The 14,597-nt window shown below is 65.4% G+C and carries 15 protein-coding genes; 7 read left to right on the top strand and 8 right to left on the bottom strand.

The genetic code is table 11. From position 1 onward, the window contains the following. Window positions 1-141: 141 nt before the first annotated feature. Both Q0L89_RS06410 and Q0L89_RS06405 read right to left on the bottom strand, forming a co-directional pair. Window positions 142-645: an ATP-binding protein gene (locus Q0L89_RS06410; RefSeq protein WP_296763320.1), complete on the bottom strand. Its 504-nt coding sequence runs from the start codon at window positions 643-645 to the stop codon at window positions 142-144. Continuing rightward, window positions 635-973, bottom strand: coding sequence for an STAS domain-containing protein (locus tag Q0L89_RS06405; protein WP_296763319.1), 339 nt, complete (start codon window positions 971-973; stop codon window positions 635-637). The genes Q0L89_RS06410 and Q0L89_RS06405 overlap by 11 nt, the downstream gene beginning before the upstream one ends. Before the next feature lie 90 nt (window positions 974-1,063). Between Q0L89_RS06405 and Q0L89_RS06400 the strand changes: the two genes are divergently transcribed. The 3 genes from Q0L89_RS06400 to Q0L89_RS06390 all read left to right on the top strand — a co-directional run bounded on the left by Q0L89_RS06400 (window position 1,064) and on the right by Q0L89_RS06390 (window position 3,720). Further along, window positions 1,064-2,236, top strand: coding sequence for an acetyl-CoA C-acyltransferase (locus tag Q0L89_RS06400; protein WP_296763318.1), 1,173 nt, complete (start codon window positions 1,064-1,066; stop codon window positions 2,234-2,236). A gap of 322 nt (window positions 2,237-2,558) precedes the next feature. Further along, entirely contained in the window at window positions 2,559-3,017 is a 459-nt protein-coding gene (locus Q0L89_RS06395; protein WP_296763317.1) for a GAF domain-containing protein, read from the top strand. 55 nt (window positions 3,018-3,072) lie between these two features. Next, a complete protein-coding gene (locus Q0L89_RS06390) occupies window positions 3,073-3,720 on the top strand; it encodes an RluA family pseudouridine synthase (RefSeq protein ID WP_296763316.1) in 648 nt (215 codons plus the stop codon). 14 nt (window positions 3,721-3,734) lie between these two features. Here the strand turns inward: Q0L89_RS06390 and Q0L89_RS06385 are convergent, their stop codons facing one another. Together Q0L89_RS06385 and Q0L89_RS06380 are read right to left on the bottom strand one after the other, a co-directional pair. Continuing rightward, window positions 3,735-4,793: a serine/threonine protein kinase gene (locus Q0L89_RS06385; RefSeq protein ID WP_296763315.1), complete on the bottom strand. Its 1,059-nt coding sequence runs from the start codon at window positions 4,791-4,793 to the stop codon at window positions 3,735-3,737. A gap of 81 nt (window positions 4,794-4,874) precedes the next feature. Beyond that, window positions 4,875-6,314: an aldehyde dehydrogenase family protein gene (locus tag Q0L89_RS06380; RefSeq protein ID WP_296763314.1), complete on the bottom strand. Its 1,440-nt coding sequence runs from the start codon at window positions 6,312-6,314 to the stop codon at window positions 4,875-4,877. 202 nt (window positions 6,315-6,516) lie between these two features. Between Q0L89_RS06380 and Q0L89_RS06375 the strand changes: the two genes are divergently transcribed. The 4 genes from Q0L89_RS06375 (at window position 6,517) to Q0L89_RS06360 (ending at window position 9,797) form a co-directional block, all read left to right on the top strand. Continuing rightward, window positions 6,517-7,170 (top strand): peroxiredoxin, encoded by a 654-nt coding sequence (locus Q0L89_RS06375; protein WP_296763313.1) that lies wholly within the window; start codon window positions 6,517-6,519, stop codon window positions 7,168-7,170. Window positions 7,171-7,331: 161 nt separating this feature from the next. Further along, the gene (locus Q0L89_RS06370) at window positions 7,332-7,835 is read left to right on the top strand and encodes a RimK/LysX family protein (protein WP_296763312.1); all 504 of its coding nucleotides are present in this window, start codon (window positions 7,332-7,334) and stop codon (window positions 7,833-7,835) included. A gap of 13 nt (window positions 7,836-7,848) precedes the next feature. Further along, window positions 7,849-8,754: a 30S ribosomal protein S6--L-glutamate ligase gene (gene rimK, locus Q0L89_RS06365; protein WP_296763311.1), complete on the top strand. Its 906-nt coding sequence runs from the start codon at window positions 7,849-7,851 to the stop codon at window positions 8,752-8,754. Further along, window positions 8,754-9,797 (top strand): succinylglutamate desuccinylase/aspartoacylase family protein, encoded by a 1,044-nt coding sequence (locus Q0L89_RS06360; RefSeq protein ID WP_296763310.1) that lies wholly within the window; start codon window positions 8,754-8,756, stop codon window positions 9,795-9,797. The genes rimK and Q0L89_RS06360 overlap by 1 nt, the downstream gene beginning before the upstream one ends. Before the next feature lie 10 nt (window positions 9,798-9,807). Here Q0L89_RS06360 and Q0L89_RS06355 read toward each other — a convergent pair whose 3' ends face one another. The 4 genes from Q0L89_RS06355 to Q0L89_RS06340 all read right to left on the bottom strand — a co-directional run bounded on the left by Q0L89_RS06355 (window position 9,808) and on the right by Q0L89_RS06340 (window position 14,551). Continuing rightward, window positions 9,808-10,272 carry an MAPEG family protein gene (locus tag Q0L89_RS06355; RefSeq protein WP_296763309.1) on the bottom strand — a complete coding sequence of 155 codons (465 nt, stop codon included), beginning with the start codon at window positions 10,270-10,272 and terminating at the stop codon, window positions 9,808-9,810. 151 nt (window positions 10,273-10,423) lie between these two features. Beyond that, window positions 10,424-12,553 (bottom strand): polyribonucleotide nucleotidyltransferase, encoded by a 2,130-nt coding sequence (pnp, locus tag Q0L89_RS06350; RefSeq protein ID WP_296763308.1) that lies wholly within the window; start codon window positions 12,551-12,553, stop codon window positions 10,424-10,426. 558 nt (window positions 12,554-13,111) lie between these two features. Next, window positions 13,112-13,381: a 30S ribosomal protein S15 gene (rpsO, locus tag Q0L89_RS06345; RefSeq protein ID WP_296763307.1), complete on the bottom strand. Its 270-nt coding sequence runs from the start codon at window positions 13,379-13,381 to the stop codon at window positions 13,112-13,114. A 153-nt stretch (window positions 13,382-13,534) separates the two neighbouring features. Then, window positions 13,535-14,551, bottom strand: coding sequence for a calcium-binding protein (locus Q0L89_RS06340; protein WP_296763306.1), 1,017 nt, complete (start codon window positions 14,549-14,551; stop codon window positions 13,535-13,537). Between the last annotated feature and the right edge of the window lie 46 nt (window positions 14,552-14,597).

The raw sequence follows: 14,597 nt of genomic DNA, 5'->3' as shown, positions 1-14,597 counted from the left end.
AGACCTCGACGCCGCGCACTGGGTGGGGGCTGTGAAAACCGCGGCGCCGAGGGAAGCTTCATCCAGCTACATCCCCGTTTATGCTGTGGGAATCGGTCAACACTTGGATCGGATCTGGGCATTTCGGGGGCGATGGCATGATCAGGTGTCACCCTTATTGCACGAACGCGGCGCTGCCATCGGGATGTCGAAGCACAGGCGGTTGCGGCCCCGTCGCCGCGCGTAGCTCAGGTTGGTGCTCAGCGACCGGATCAGGTGCCAGCCGAAGCCGCCCTCGGGTAACTCCTCCTGCGCGGAGTAACGCCGGTGCCGCGACCCCTTGTCCAGCGCCGCGACCGGCATTTCGCGGCCCTTGTCCAGCACCGCAAAGCGCAGCGCCCCGGGCGCGATGGTGCAGGTGATCATGATGATGCCGTCCCCGGGCCGCCGGACATAGGCATGCTCGGAGATGTTGTTGAGCACCTCCGCCAGCACGATCTGCACCGCGCCGAGCGCGGCCTCGTCGCTGCAGAAGGTCGTGGCATGGTCCATGATCCGGTCGAGCGCGCAGCGGATTTCGCCTGCGTCGCTGACCAGGCTGATGTGCAGACGTTGCGTGAAAGGTGCGGACGATGCGTCACCGCCCGGCCCGCCGTCAGCCGCCATTTGCCGCGCGCCCTTCTTCCGGCATGTCGAGAATCGCGAATACCTTGTCCATCCGCGTCAGCCGGAACACCCGCGCCACGTTGGGGGTCAGCCCGGCCAGTTGCATCTTGCGGTCGCTGCCCAACTGCTTCATCGCCGCCACGATCGAGCCGAGACCGCTGGAATCGATGAACGAGACGTCAGACAAATCAAGGATCACGGTTTCCGGTGCGCCATCGCTCAGCGCGCGCATGCGATCCTTGAAGGCGATGGCGACGGCGGCATCAATCCGGTCTGCGGCGACATGCAGCAGCCGGATATCGCCTTCGTCACGACAATGGATTTCCATCTGGTCCCCTCACAGGCTATGCGTAGAACTACAAACTAGACCCGGATCCTTACCATTCGGTATTCGGGAACCGTGAAAGAGGGGGAAGCTATGAGCAAGGTTGTTATCGCCGGAGCGTCGCGCACGCCGATGGGCGGCTTTCAGGGTGTTTTCAACGGTGTCGAAGCATCGGCGCTCGGCGCGGCGGCGATTCGCGCCGCGCTGGACGGGGCCGGCGCCAAAACCGTCGACGAGGTGGTGATGGGCTGCGTTCTGCCCGCGGGCCAGGGCCAGGCGCCGGCGCGGCAGGCGGGCTTCGCCGCCGGGCTAGGCGAAGAGGTGCCCGCCACCACGCTCAACAAGATGTGCGGATCGGGGATGAAGGCGGCGATGGTGGCCTTCGACCAGATCGCGCTTGGCCAGGTCGGCACCATGGTCGCGGGGGGCATGGAGAGCATGTCGAACGCGCCCTACCTGCTGCCCAAGATGCGCGGCGGCGCCCGGCTGGGTCACGCGCAGGTCATCGACCACATGTTTCTCGACGGGCTGGAAGACGCCTATGACAAGGGCCGCCTGATGGGCACCTTCGCCGAGGACTGCGCCGAGAAGTTCCAGTTCACCCGCGAAGCGCAGGACGAATATGCCCTGCGATCGCTGTCGAGCGCGCTGGAGGCCGAGAAGACCGGCGCTTTCGCCGACGAAATCACCCAGGTCGTCCTGCCTTCACGCAAGGGCGAGGTGGTGATCTCCGCCGATGAGCAACCGGCCAAGGCCCGCCCCGAGAAGATCCCGCAGCTCAAACCCGCATTCCGCGATGGCGGCACGGTGACGGCGGCGAATTCGTCGTCGATCTCGGATGGCGCGGCGGCGCTTGTCCTGGCGTCGGAGGAGGCCGCCAGGGAACAGGGCCTGAACGTGCGCGCACGCATCGTTGGCCACGCCAGCCATGCCCAGGCGCCGGGCTGGTTCACCACCGCGCCGGTGCCGGCGGCGCGCAAGCTGCTGGAGGGGATCGGCTGGGAAGCGGACAGCGTCGATCTGTGGGAGGTCAACGAAGCCTTCGCCGTGGTGCCGATGGCCTTCATGCACGAGGTGAACATCCCGCGCGAAAAGGTCAACGTAAACGGCGGCGCTTGCGCCCTCGGCCACCCGATCGGCGCCTCTGGCGCGCGGATCATGGTCACCTTGCTCAACGCCCTGGAAAAGCACGACCTCAAGCGAGGCATCGCGGCGATCTGCATCGGTGGCGGCGAAGGTACGGCGATCGCCATCGAACGGGTTTGATCCGGCAACGCCGTTTTCACATTCCGCGGGTGGGGAGGGGCGCTGCCCCTCTTGGTCCGTGCCGGGCCAATTCACCCCGGGATACTTATCGGCCAGAAGAAGCAACGGTTTCTTAAGATTTTGGAACGACGCTATGAGAGCGGTACAGGCGGGGACGCCGATGACCGCGCCAGGAGAAGCACGGATGTGTTTCGCGACACGGGAGGGCCATCGCGCCTTCCCGTGTTTCTTCTGGCCATAAGTATCCCCGCCGGAGGCACCCGGCATTCGCCATAGGCGCCGTCGGGCTGGCCCTGGGCGCACACGCGTGCAAGATGCCCCGATGAGAATCGATTATGATAGCACTGCCCGCACCATCGCCGCGCTGACCGAGGGTGAAAGCGATTTGGTGGCGCTCATGGCCACGGTGGTGTGCGAATTGCACCACGCCGACGATCGTTTCGACTGGACCGGCTTCTACCGTGTGACAGCGCCCGGGATGCTGAAGATCGGGCCATACCAGGGCGGGCACGGGTGCCTCAGCATCCCGTTCTCGCGCGGGGTGTGCGGGGCCGCGGCGCGCACCGGCGACGTGCAGCGCGTCGATGATGTACATGCTTTCTCCGGCCATATCGCCTGTTCCGCCACGACCCGGTCAGAGATTGTACTGCCGGTACGCGATGCCGATGGCACGCTGATCGCGGTTCTGGATATCGACAGCGATGCCCTGGCCGCCTTCGACGGGCGCGACGCCGACGGGCTGGCACATATCCTGGCGCAGGTCTTTTCCGGTCGCGCCTGAGGGGCCGCCGCGACGGGCGTGGACATTCCCCGCCCTCGTGCGCTATCGGGGCGCGATGCAGACGCCCTATGACCCGCCACACGAGCCGCTGGAGATCCTGCATGAGGATGCCGACGTGGTGGCCGTGAACAAGCCCGCTGGCCTGCTGTCGGTGCCGGGGCGCGGCGCGCATATGGCGGATTGCCTGCTGTCGCGGCTGCAGGGCCCGTTCCCGCAGGCATTGTTGGTACATCGGCTTGACCGCGATACATCCGGCGTCATCGTTTTCGCCCTCACCCCGCACGCGCAGCGCCACCTGTCGGCCCAGTTCGAGGCGCGGCGTGCGCGCAAATCGTACCTGGCGCGGGTTACTGGCCGGCTGGAACCGAAAACGGGAAGCGTCGATCTGCCCCTGGTCGTGGATTGGGAGCGCCGCCCGCGTCAGAAGGTTTGCCACCAGAGCGGCAAGCCGGCCTTGACCGATTGGCGCGTGCTGCGCCACGAGGGCGATGAAACCCGCGTCCGGTTGATGCCGCGCACCGGGCGCAGCCATCAGTTGCGGGTTCATATGCTGGCCATCGGCCATGTCATCCTGGGCGATCCGCTGTATGCCACGGGGGCGGCGGCCGGTTATCCGCGCCTGATGCTGCATTCGCAGGAATTGCGCCTCAACCATCCCGAAAGCGGCCGCGGTATGCGGTTTCGTGCCCCGGCCCCGTTCTGAGCCTGGCTGGCCGGTTATTTTCGCAACACCCGGTCGGTGAGGTTCAGCCGCGCATCTATGATGGGCTGCATTTGCGCGGCCAGATCCGGGTCGGCGCCAACAAGCTGCGCCAGTTCGTCCAGCCGGTTGCTGGCCACCAGATGCAGAAGCTCCGTGCGTGGGGCACCATCGACATCGCGCGGCAGTCGCGCGACCGCTTGCAGCAGGTCGGGGCGCTCCGCATCGCCGAGCGCCGCCTCGATTTCGCCCGCTGTGCGGTCGGTTTCCACGAAAGCGTATATTCCCACCGTGCGCCCGGGCAGGGAAAACGGGCACAGCACCACTGCCCCGACGCCGGGTATCTCATCGAGCGTGGCGCGTATCGCCGGGCCGTCACGCGCGATACGGTTCTCGTCGCCTTCGCTATCGGACCAATGCATGATGCGGCGGGTGACGAACTTGTAGGCCCGCTTGCCCGTGGCCATCCAGATTTGCGTCGGCAGCGACTTGCGACGCAGCATGCGCCATTCCGCCGGTGTCAGCAGGTGACGCGCGAAGTTGCGTTTCTGCTTGAGCAGGTGGCGCAGGTCTTCGCGCGCCTTGAGCCTGAACCACAGGCCCCGGCGACGATGGACCGAGGCCAGTTGGAAGTCGATCACCGCCGCGCGCCCGTCAGGCGTCATCAGCCAGTTCTGCGGCTTGGCGATGTCGTTATGGGTCACGCCGCGGCGGCGCATCTCGCGCAGGATGCGCTTGGCATCGTCGTACCAGGTGCGCTGATCTGGCCGGGCCAGGTGCAGCGGCGTGCCCGCCGCCCAGTCCCGCAACAGGCCCTGCGCATCGGCGCGGATCAGGGTCGGGCAGCCGTCGATGCCGCCGACCGCCGCCAGCCCGCGCACCTCGCGCCGGGCCAGCGCAGCCGAAACCGGGCGCGCGTACCACGGCACCCTGTCAAGGCGGCGCAGCACCCGCTTGTCGGCGGGGTTCCCGGGCGCGTGGCCCAGCCACGTTTCCGAGAACACGTCGCGCTTGAGCACGGTTTGCGGCGTGAAATCAGCGCTTTCGGGGGGGGCTGATGGGGTGGGCTCTGTCATTTGTCCGGCCATGCCTTGTCGTGTCGGACGAGGCACCAAGGCCCGCGCCCGTGGAATGCAAGGGCGCGGGGTGTGGGGCGATTACTCGGAAGTCCAGCCCGAAACGGCCTTGACTTCGAGGAAATCCTCAAGACCCCAGACACCGCCCTCGCGCCCGTTGCCCGACTGCTGCATGCCGCCGAAGGGCGCGCCGGCACCGCGGCTCTGGCCGTTCATTTCGACCATGCCCGAGCGCAGGTTCATCGCCATGCGGTTGGCCTTGGCGCCGTCCTGCGTCTGGACGTAGTTCGTCAGCCCGTAGGGCGTGTCGTTGGCTATCCTGACGGCGTCTTCCTCGGTTTCAAACGGGATAATCGACAGGACCGGGCCAAATATTTCCTCGCGTGCGATGGTCATGTCGTTGGTGACATCGGCGAAAACCGTGGGCCGCACATAGTATCCCTTGTTGAAGTTCTCGGGCCGCCCGGTGCCGCCTGCAACAAGGCGCGCGCCTTCGTCGATGCCTTTCTGGATCAGGTTCTGGATCTTGTTCCACTGCACTTCGTTGACGACCGGGCCGATGTGGCGGCCTTCCTCGTGGTTGCTGCCTACCTTGATGCCGTTGGCGATCTCGGCGGCGGCCTCGACGGTCTGGTCGTAGACGTTTTGCTGCACCAGCATCCGCGATGGCGCGTTGCACGACTGGCCGGAGTTGTTCATCATGTGCAGCACGCCGCGCTTGACGGCCTTTTCGTCGGCGTCGTCAAAGATCACGTTGGCGCCCTTGCCGCCCAATTCCAGATGCACGCGCTTGAGCGTATCGGCTGCGGCCTTGGAAATCAGGATGCCGGCGCGGGTCGAGCCGGTGAAACTGACCATGTCCACCTGCGGGTGGCTGGAAAGTTGGCTGCCGACCCCGGCGCCGTCGCCGTTGACCAGGTTGAACACCCCCGGCGGGAAGCCGGCCTCGTCGATCATTTCGGCATAAAGCAGCGCGTCGAGCGGCGCTTCTTCGGAGGGCTTGAGCACCATGGTGCAGCCGGCGATGGCCGCCGCGATCACCTTGAGGTTGATCTGGTTCATCGGCCAGTTCCACGGCGTGATCATGGCGCAGACGCCGATCGGCTCGTAGATGATGCGATCATTGGGGGCGTGGTCGCCGAGCGGGCGGATAAATTCAAAATCCTTCGCCGCGCGCAGAAAGTTCTTCATGTGCCCGGCCCCGGCGCCGACCTGCTGCTGACGCGCCATGTCGATGGGGGCGCCCATTTCCATGCTGATCGCCTGCGCCATTTCCTCGCCGCGGGCGTTATAGATTTCCAGCAGCTTTTCCACCAGCGCGATGCGCTCGGCCACCGGCGTGCGCATCCAGTCGGGGAAAGCCGTGCGCGCCGCGGCGACAGCCGCGTCGGTGTCGGCCTGGCTACCCAGAGAGATCACCGCGCAGGGCTCTTCGGTGGAGGGGTCGATGACGTGATGATCGTTCGCGCGGGCGGGATCGACCCAGGCACCGTTGATGTAGAACTGGCGTTTCTCGATCATTTCTGACCTCCATATTGTGCCTTGGACAGCGCGCCATTCCACGCTACGCAGCGGCCATGACGCTCGATTCGCGACACTCTGTCACTGCCCGTGAAAAGCTGCAAGCAAGAGGGTGGAACGTGTAGCCACAACTCATATATTGGCTCACGAATACGAGTGCTTCACCATACCGAAAATATCCCAAAACGAAAGGACATGACACATGGGCCTGCGTATCAACGATATCGTGCCTGATTTCACCGCCGAGACCGACCAGGGAACGATCCGGTTCCACGACTGGATCGGCGACAACTGGGCGATCCTGTTTTCCCATCCCAAGGATTTCACGCCCGTCTGCACCACCGAGTTCGGTGCCGTGGCGCAATTGGCCGACGAATGGGAAAAGCGCGACACCAAGGTGATCGGCCTGTCGGTCGATGCTGCCGACGAACACGTCAAGTGGAAGTCCGACATCGAAGGATATGCCGGGGCCAAGCCCGCCTTTCCGATCATCGCGGATGTGGACCTGGCCGTTTCCAAAGCCTTCGAAATGCTGCCGGCCGAGGCCTACATGCCCGACGGGCGCACCGCGGCCGACAGTGCCTCGGTGCGGTCGGTGTTCATCATCAGCCCCGACAAGAAGCTGCAACTGTCGATGACCTACCCGATGTCGGTGGGCCGCAACTTTGCCGAGGTGCTGCGCGCCCTCGACGCGCTGCAAGCGACCTATGGCAATTCGATCGCCACCCCCGCCAACTGGACCGTGGGCGAGGACGTGATCGTCGCGCTCAGCCTCGACGATGACCAGGCGCGCGAGAAGTTCGGCGAAATCGACGTGAAACTGCCCTACCTGCGCATGACCAAGCGGTCGGCCTGAGGACGCACGCACCGGCCCGCCATCGCAGGGCCGTAATGAGCCCCCGCAAAGATGTTGCGGGGGCTCATTTTGTCTGGTGCTGTGTCGCGTTAGGTGTTTCCGCCTGATGCCCGGCGCTGCTAGGCTTTGTCGACGCAAGAACGAGACGAGAGGCGGCACAGGTGCGGAAATCCTCCACGGGGGCGCGGTCGGCCAAGGAAAAGACGACCATCGGCTGGCGCGAGGTGATCGGCCTGCCCGAGCTGGGCATCCCGCGCGTGGTGGCCAAGATCGATACCGGCGCGCGCACCTCGGCCATCCATGCGACACGGGTGAAGCCCTTTCGCCGAGATGGGGCCGACTGGGTGCGCTTTCATATCCCGCATTCCAGCGGCCTGCGCGCCCGCGATGTCGAGGCGCCGCTACTGGGCACGCGCCCGATCAAGAATACCAGCGGCATCCACGAAGAGCGGCTGGTTATCGAAACCGCGCTTGTCATCGGCCGCCGGCGGTGGCGGATCGAGGTGTCGCTGGCCAACCGCACACGCATGGCGCTGCCCATCATCCTCGGCCGAACGGCGATCCGGCGGCACCGCATTCTGGTCGACCCGGGGCGGTCATTCCTGCTGGGCAAACCTGTGGGCGGGGCGCAGAGTATCAATGTGGCCGGCCGTGCCGATTCATGAAAGGATTCCCGCTATGAAAATCGCGATGATGACCCGCAGCCCGAACCTGTTTTCCCACAAGCGCATGAAAGAGGCGGCCGAGGAACGCGGTCACGAGCTGCACATGATCAACACGCTCCGGTGCAGCGTGAACATCGCGTCGCGCCGGCCCGAGATATACTATGACGGCGAACGGCTGCCGAAATACGATGCCGTGATTCCGCGCATCGGGGCTTCGATCACCTATTACGGCCTGGCGGTGCTCAGGCAGTTCGAAATGCAGGGCGTGTTCCCGGTCAACGAATCCGTTGCCATCGGGCGGTCGCGCGACAAGCTGCGCTCGATGCAATTGCTGGCGCGCGACGGTATCGGCCTGCCGGTGACGACCTTTGCCCACGACCCGAAGAAATCCGAAGAGGTGGTCAACCTCGCCGGTGGCGCGCCACTGGTCATCAAGCTGATCGAGGGCACGCAGGGTATCGGCGTGGTGCTGGCCGATACCAACCGGTCGGCCAAGTCGGTGATCGAGGCGTTTCGCGGCGCCGGCGTGAACATCCTGGTGCAGGAGTTCATCAAGGAGGCCGGCGGCACCGACATCCGCGCCTTCGTGATCGGCGGCAAGGTGGTCGCGGCGATGCAACGTTCGGGCGCCGAGGGCGAGTTCCGCTCGAACCTGCACCGCGGTGGCTCGGCCAAGCCGATCAAGGTGTCGCCCGAGGAACGCTCGACCGCGATTCGCGCGGCGCGGGCCATGGGGCTGAACGTGTGCGGGGTGGACATGCTGCGCTCGAACCACGGCCCGGTGGTGATGGAGGTCAATTCCTCCCCCGGGCTGGAGGGCGTCGAGAAAGCCACCGGCAAGGACATCGCCGGCATGATCATCGAGTTCATCGAACGCAAGGGCCGCGAAGGCAAGACCCGGACCAAGGGCCGCGGCTGATGCCGAAGGTCGCGCCGTTCGAGATAGGCGATGTTCGCGTCGCGCCGGGGACGCGGCAGACGGTGGACCTGCCCGTCTCGACGCTGTCGGATCACACCCCCGTCACCTTGTCGGTGCACGTCGTCCATGGGCGCAAGCCCGGTCCGGTGCTGTTCGTCAGCGCCGCGGTTCATGGCGACGAGGTGATCGGCGTCGAGATCGTGCGCCGCCTGTTGCGGGCCGGGCCGCTGAAAACCATGGCCGGAACGCTGATGGCGGTGCCCATCGTCAACACCTTCGGCTTTCTCAACCAGTCCCGCTACCTGCCCGACCGCCGCGATTTGAACCGCTGCTTTCCCGGCTCGGCGCAAGGGTCGCTGGCGGCGCGGCTGGCGCATCTGTTCATGACGCAGGTCGTGGCGCGCGCCGATCTCGGGATCGACCTGCACTCGGCCGCGATTCATCGCAGCAACCTGCCGCAGATTCGCCTGACGCCCGACAACGCGCGACTGGCCGACCTGGGTCGCGCCTTTTCGGCGCCGGTGATGCTGCGGTCGCGGTTGCGTGATGGCTCGCTGCGGGTGGCGTCCGAGGATGCGGGCGTCGATGTGCTGCTCTACGAGGCGGGCGAGGCGCTGCGTTTTGACGAGCTGGCGGCGCGCAGCGGCGTGTCGGGTATCCTGCGGGTGATGCAGAAAATCGGCATGCTGGGAAAAAAGGGCGTGCCCAAACCGCGCGCCAGGCCGGTAACCTGCGATGCCTCGACATGGTATCGCGCGCCCGTGGGCGGCCTGCTGCGCGCCTATCGCGCGCCGGGCGACCTTGTGGAACCGGGCACCGTGCTTGGCGCCATCTCGGACCCGTTCGGCGAGCACGAGGTCGAGGTAATCGCCGATCACCGCGGCATCATCGTGGGGCGCAGCAACATGCCCGTCGTGCACGAGGGCGACGCGCTGTTTCACGTCGCCGAGATCGGCAAACCCGCCCATGCCGAGGCCGCCATGGAGGGCGTCGCCGCGCAGATGGAAGCGGCGCCACTTTTCGACGAGGATGAGATCATCTGAGCGCCACCGCTCAGGCGATCACCGCCACCAGCACATACAGCGCCATCGCGATCACGATGACCGACCCGACCGTGTAGAAGGTGGCGCGCATCTCGTGGCTCTGCTTGGTGGCGTAGGCCAGGAAATGGCAGAGCCGCGCAACAACAAATCCGTATAGAAATATTTGTGCCAGCAGAAGCGACGGATCGACGGTGACAAACAACAACCCGGCGACAAGGAATGCGGGGATGTTTTCAAGGTCGTTTCGATGCATCCTTCGCGACCGGTCGACATAGTCGTTCGGCTTGATCTGATCCGGATCGGGGGCCTTGTTGAGCGGACCGGGACGCAGATCCTCGGGGCTTGCGAACCCCGCGCTGCATTTCATCATGCGGTAGACCGTCATCCATCCCTGTCCCATGATTTTCAGCACCATCAGCGCGGCGGCAATCGCGTAGGTGGCAAAGACCGGGTTTTCCAGCGTCACAAGGTTCATTGTGCCCTCCCTGTTCGGACCACTTCATCGGAATACTATGCGCGACCCTCCGGCGCCGACCAAGCATCCGATCCGCTGCGGCGCAGCAAGAAAAATGCCCGGGCGTTTCCACCCGGGCATTCGATTCCTTGAGAGATGTTCGCGCGACGTATCAGTCGGCGGCTTCTTCCTTGATCTCTTCGCCGGTCTCCTGGTCGACCATTTTCATCGCCAGGCGCACCTTGCCGCGATCGTCGAAGCCCAGCAGCTTGACCCAGACTTCCTGCCCTTCCTTGAGCACGTCGGAGGGGTGGTTCAGGCGGCGGTTTTCGATCTGGCTGACATGAACCAGACCGTCGCGCTTGCCGAAGAAGTTCACGAAGGCCCCGAAATCGACGATCTTGACGACGGTGCCCTTGTAGATCTTGCCTTCCTCGGGCTCGGCCACGATCGAATAGATCATGTCATAGGCCTTCTGGATGGCTTCGGCGTTGGGGCTTGCGATCTTGATGACGCCCTCGTCGTTGATGTCGACCTTGGCGCCCGACACCTCGACGATCTCGCGGATCACCTTGCCGCCCGACCCGATGACTTCGCGGATCTTGTCGGTGGAGATCTGCATCGTCTCGATCCGCGGCGCGTGGATGCTGAAATCAGCCGCACCCGAAAGCGCCTTGTCCATCTCGCCCAGGATGTGCATGCGCCCGGCCTTGGCCTGGTCCAGCGCGCGCTCCATGATCTGCGGCGTGATGCCGGCGACCTTGATGTCCATCTGCAACGAGGTGATGCCTTCGGCGGTGCCCGCGACCTTGAAATCCATGTCTCCGAGGTGATCCTCGTCGCCCAGGATGTCGGACAGGATGGCATATTCGCCATCGTCTTCCAGCACCAGACCCATGGCCACGCCGGCGACCGATGACTTCAGCGGCACACCCGCATCCATCATCGCCAGCGACGAGCCGCACACCGTCGCCATCGAGCTGGACCCGTTGGATTCGGTGATCTCGGACACCAGGCGGATGGTGTAGGGGAAATCCGTCGGCGCGGGCAGAACCGCCTGAAGCGCACGCCACGCAAGCTTGCCATGGCCGATCTCGCGGCGTCCCGGCGGGCCGACGCGGCCGGCTTCGCCCACCGAATAGGGCGGGAAGTTGTAGTGCAGCAGGAAGTTGGAGCGGAAGTTGCCGTGCAGCGCATCGACGAACTGTTCGTCGTCGCCGGTGCCCAGCGTGGTCACCACCAGCGCCTGCGTCTCACCGCGCGTGAACAGCGCCGAGCCGTGCGTGCGCGGCAGCAGCCCGGTTTCGCAGTCAATCGCGCGGATCTGGTCAAGCTTGCGGCCGTCGATGCGGTTGCCTTGCTTTACGACATCACCGCGCAGCACGGTCGATTCCAGCTTTTTCAGCGCCGCGCCAAGGTTCGCATCCTCGAGTTGCTCTTCGGTGAGTTGCGCCCTGATTTCTTCCTTGGCGGCGGAAATCGCATGCGTGCGTTCCTGCTTGTCGCGGATCGCGAAAGCGGCGCGCATCTTTTCCTCGCCGGCGGCTTTCACCGCGTCGTAAAGCGCCGAGTAATCGGGCGGCTGGAAATCGAACGGTTCCTTGGCACAGTCTTCGGCCAGGTCGACGATCAGGTCGACAACCGGCTTGATCTGCTCGTGGGCGAAGTTGACGGCGCCCAGCATCTCGGCCTCTGACAGCTCGTAGGCCTCGGATTCGACCATCATCACCGCGTCGCGCGTGCCGGCCACGATCAGGTCGAGCCGCTGCTCGGGGTTGGTGCGCAGCCCCTGCATGTCGTCGATTTCGGGGTTCAGGATGTAATCGCCATCCACATAGCCCACTCGGCAGCCCGCGATCGGCCCCATGAACGGGGCGCCGGAAATCGTCAGCGCCGCCGAGGTCGCGATCATCGCCACCATGTCCGGGTCGTTGACCAGGTCGTGGCTGAGCACGGTGCACATCACCAGTGTTTCATGCTTGAAGCCGGGCACGAACAGCGGGCGAATGGGCCGGTCGATCAGGCGCGCGGTCAGCGTTTCCTTCTCGGAGGGGCGCGCCTCGCGCTTGAAAAAGCCGCCGGGCACCTTGCCCGCGGCATAGTATTTTTCCTGGTAGTGAACCGTCAGCGGGAAGAAATCCATTCCCGGCTTGGGTTCCTTGGCAAAGGTCACGTTGGCCATGACGCTGGTCTCGCCCAGAGTGGCGATGACCGAGCCGTCGGCCTGGCGGGCAACCTTGCCCGTTTCGAGCGTGAGGGTCTCTTCCCCCCACTGCATGGATTTTGTCGTTACTTTGAACATCTGGCGTATCCTGGCTGGAAGCAATCCCGGGCGTATCCCGGGCCTTCCGTTTCAATGGCGGCCCCATTGCCGCCGACCCCTCCATCATTCCCTCGAGTGCCGGGGTCGGGGCACAGCGTCTCAGATACGCGCGCTATAGAGGAGAAAACCCGCGAATGGAACCCCGAACAGCCGCCCGCCCGAGGGCCCCGGGGCGAATCGGGGTTAACAGCCCGGGAACAGGCGATTTGCCGGGTCGGCACCGCGTCGGTATCACGTCGGTATCGCGTCGGTGGCGAATGCGGCCCCGGGCCGGGTTAACAGGGCGGGCGATTGTCGCGGGAGATCAGGCGATCACGCGGCGGCGCGCAGGGCGCGTTGGGAGGTCGTGTGAAAGGTGTAGGGTGGGCAGTCCTGCCCACCGTGACGTGGCGGTGCCGTGTGGTGGGTGGTGGGCAGGACTGCCCACCCTACGATTGCTACGCTTGCTAGGGTGACGTCCGGACGCCGGCGCGGGGATCGGCGCCGATGTCTTGCGGAAAATGGCAAAACCGCGCCCGGGGGCGCGGTTTCAGAAGCTCAGCGGCGGATGCCCAGGCGCTTGATCAGGTCGCGGTAGCGCGCCTCGTCCTTGCGCTTGAGGTAGTCCAGCAGCTTGCGCCGCTGCGCCACCATCATCAGCAGGCCGCGGCGGCCGTGGTTGTCTTTCTTGTGGGTCTTGAAGTGCTCGGTCAGCGTGCCGATGCGCGAGGTCAGGATGGCAACCTGCACCTCGGGCGATCCGGTGTCGCCTTCCTTGGTGGCGAAATCCTTCATCACGCGGGCTTTTTCTTCGACGGTAATCGACATCGGGGTCTCCTTTGATAGAGGGAATGACAGGGGCGCAAGCCGGGATGTCGTCCAGCAAGGTCCGGAGAATGATGTGCCACGCACCGTGCGGGCACGGCGCGCGTGTAGGGGAGTTTTCCCAGAAGCACAAGAAAAAAGGGGCGTGGGCAGCGATCAGGCCAGCGTCGAGCGCCCAACCAGCGCGATATGATCCAGCGTCAAGCTTCCCGCGTCGGCAAGGGTGGCGATCTGCGCACCGTCGAGCATCACCGCCGTCGCGTCGGGCGCGTCGGGCACTTCGGCCAGCGCCAGGGTCGGCGCCGCGGCGCCGGTGCTGTCGTCGAACACCACGATCAGCCTGTCCTCGTCGGCGTCGTAGTCCGTCACCTGCGCAGGATCGTCGATCCAGTCGCCCAGAAGCATGGTATCGGCGCCGGTCCCGCCGCCCAGGATGTCGCCGCTGCCGGCGATCAGCGTGTCGTCGCCGTCGCTGCCGTTGAGGTAGTCGGGCGACTGCGCGTCACCGCCGGTTTCGCGCCCGTCGAGCACGTCGTCGCCGGCACCGCCGAACAGGGCGTCGCGCCCCGCGCCGCCGGCCAGCGTGTCGTCGCCATAGCCGCCTTGCAGGCTGTCGTCGCCCGCGCCGCCGCGCAGCATGTCGTCGCCTGTCCCGGCCAGCAGTGAATCGTCACCGTCCCCGCCGGACAGGGTGTCATCACCCATGCCGCCGAACAGGGTATCCGCGCCGGTGCCGCCGTCGAGGTGGTCGTCGCCGTCCTCGCCGTGCAGGGTGTCGTCGCCGTCGCCGCCTTCGAGGGTGTCGTTGCCATCCTGCCCGTGCAGGTCGTCGGCTTCGGTGCCGCCGTTGATCGAGTCGTCACCGTCGCCGCCGCCGATCTGGTCGTATCCCGCGCCGCCGTAGATCGCGTCGATACTGTCACCGCCCTGCATGATGTCGTCGCCATCGCTGCCGGTCATGGTTTGTTCCGGCGGAGTCCCGGGCGCAGGCGCGGGCTCGTCGGGTGCCGTTACCAGGTCCGTCAGCGTGGCGCCGTCATCGCCGGTGTCCTCGCTGCCGTCGCCGCCTTCGATGGCGGTGGCCTCCGGGTCGTCCTGCGGCATGATTTCGAGGCCGACAAACGCGGCCCCGGCCATCACGACCCCGAGCATTCCCATCATTGCAAGCATCATCTACCCCATCCCGAAACACCGACCCCCAATCGCATGGTCCGGCAAG

Origin of the sequence: Sediminimonas sp., from assembly GCF_024637375.1 — a bacterium.
In the GTDB taxonomy this organism is placed as follows: domain Bacteria; phylum Pseudomonadota; class Alphaproteobacteria; order Rhodobacterales; family Rhodobacteraceae; genus Sediminimonas.
This window is presented reverse-complemented; position numbering and strand designations above follow the sequence as displayed.

Coding starts and splice junctions, on each gene's coding strand:
- Q0L89_RS06410 (WP_296763320.1), bottom strand. CDS start 645: ATGGCGGCTGACGGCGGGCCGGGCGGTGACGCATCGTCCGCACCTTTC.
- Q0L89_RS06405 (WP_296763319.1), bottom strand. CDS start 973: ATGGAAATCCATTGTCGTGACGAAGGCGATATCCGGCTGCTGCATGTC.
- Q0L89_RS06400 (WP_296763318.1), top strand. CDS start 1,064: ATGAGCAAGGTTGTTATCGCCGGAGCGTCGCGCACGCCGATGGGCGGC.
- Q0L89_RS06395 (WP_296763317.1), top strand. CDS start 2,559: ATGAGAATCGATTATGATAGCACTGCCCGCACCATCGCCGCGCTGACC.
- Q0L89_RS06390 (WP_296763316.1), top strand. CDS start 3,073: ATGCAGACGCCCTATGACCCGCCACACGAGCCGCTGGAGATCCTGCAT.
- Q0L89_RS06385 (WP_296763315.1), bottom strand. CDS start 4,793: ATGACAGAGCCCACCCCATCAGCCCCCCCCGAAAGCGCTGATTTCACG.
- Q0L89_RS06380 (WP_296763314.1), bottom strand. CDS start 6,314: ATGATCGAGAAACGCCAGTTCTACATCAACGGTGCCTGGGTCGATCCC.
- Q0L89_RS06375 (WP_296763313.1), top strand. CDS start 6,517: ATGGGCCTGCGTATCAACGATATCGTGCCTGATTTCACCGCCGAGACC.
- rimK (WP_296763311.1), top strand. CDS start 7,849: ATGAAAATCGCGATGATGACCCGCAGCCCGAACCTGTTTTCCCACAAG.
- Q0L89_RS06360 (WP_296763310.1), top strand. CDS start 8,754: ATGCCGAAGGTCGCGCCGTTCGAGATAGGCGATGTTCGCGTCGCGCCG.
- Q0L89_RS06355 (WP_296763309.1), bottom strand. CDS start 10,272: ATGAACCTTGTGACGCTGGAAAACCCGGTCTTTGCCACCTACGCGATT.
- pnp (WP_296763308.1), bottom strand. CDS start 12,553: ATGTTCAAAGTAACGACAAAATCCATGCAGTGGGGGGAAGAGACCCTC.
- rpsO (WP_296763307.1), bottom strand. CDS start 13,381: ATGTCGATTACCGTCGAAGAAAAAGCCCGCGTGATGAAGGATTTCGCC.
- Q0L89_RS06340 (WP_296763306.1), bottom strand. CDS start 14,551: ATGATGCTTGCAATGATGGGAATGCTCGGGGTCGTGATGGCCGGGGCC.